The organism is Vibrio sp. 10N.222.55.C6 (genome assembly GCF_041473395.1).
GTDB lineage: Bacteria > Pseudomonadota > Gammaproteobacteria > Enterobacterales > Vibrionaceae > Vibrio > Vibrio crassostreae_C.
On sequence record NZ_JBFRSD010000214.1, the window covers coordinates 1 to 299 of the forward strand.

General features: G+C 50.5%; 1 protein-coding gene. It reads left to right on the forward strand.

Annotated features, from left to right (window positions below):
- The coding region (locus tag AB4486_RS23305) for an efflux RND transporter permease subunit (RefSeq protein WP_372118911.1) at nucleotides 1–299 on the forward strand (299 nt) is incomplete at both ends.

Below are 299 nucleotides of genomic sequence, written 5' to 3' on the forward strand. Positions count from 1 at the left end.
GTACCGAGGATGTGACGAAGCAGTTGCTAGAGATGGTTGAACAAGAGCCTGGCGTTGACGGTGTAACACTGGTTAACGGCTATGCATTCATGACAGGCGCTTCTGCTTCGAATGGTGCGTCGATGTTCATCAAGCTCCACGATTGGGAGATGCGTAACGCACTGGATGGTCAACATTCTGCGCAAGCAATTTCGCAACGTATTAATGGCCGAGCAGCCACTGAATTACCTCAAGCTATCGTGTTTGCAATGGGACCTCCAGCAGTACCAGGTATGGGTGCAGCGTCTGGATTTGAGTTT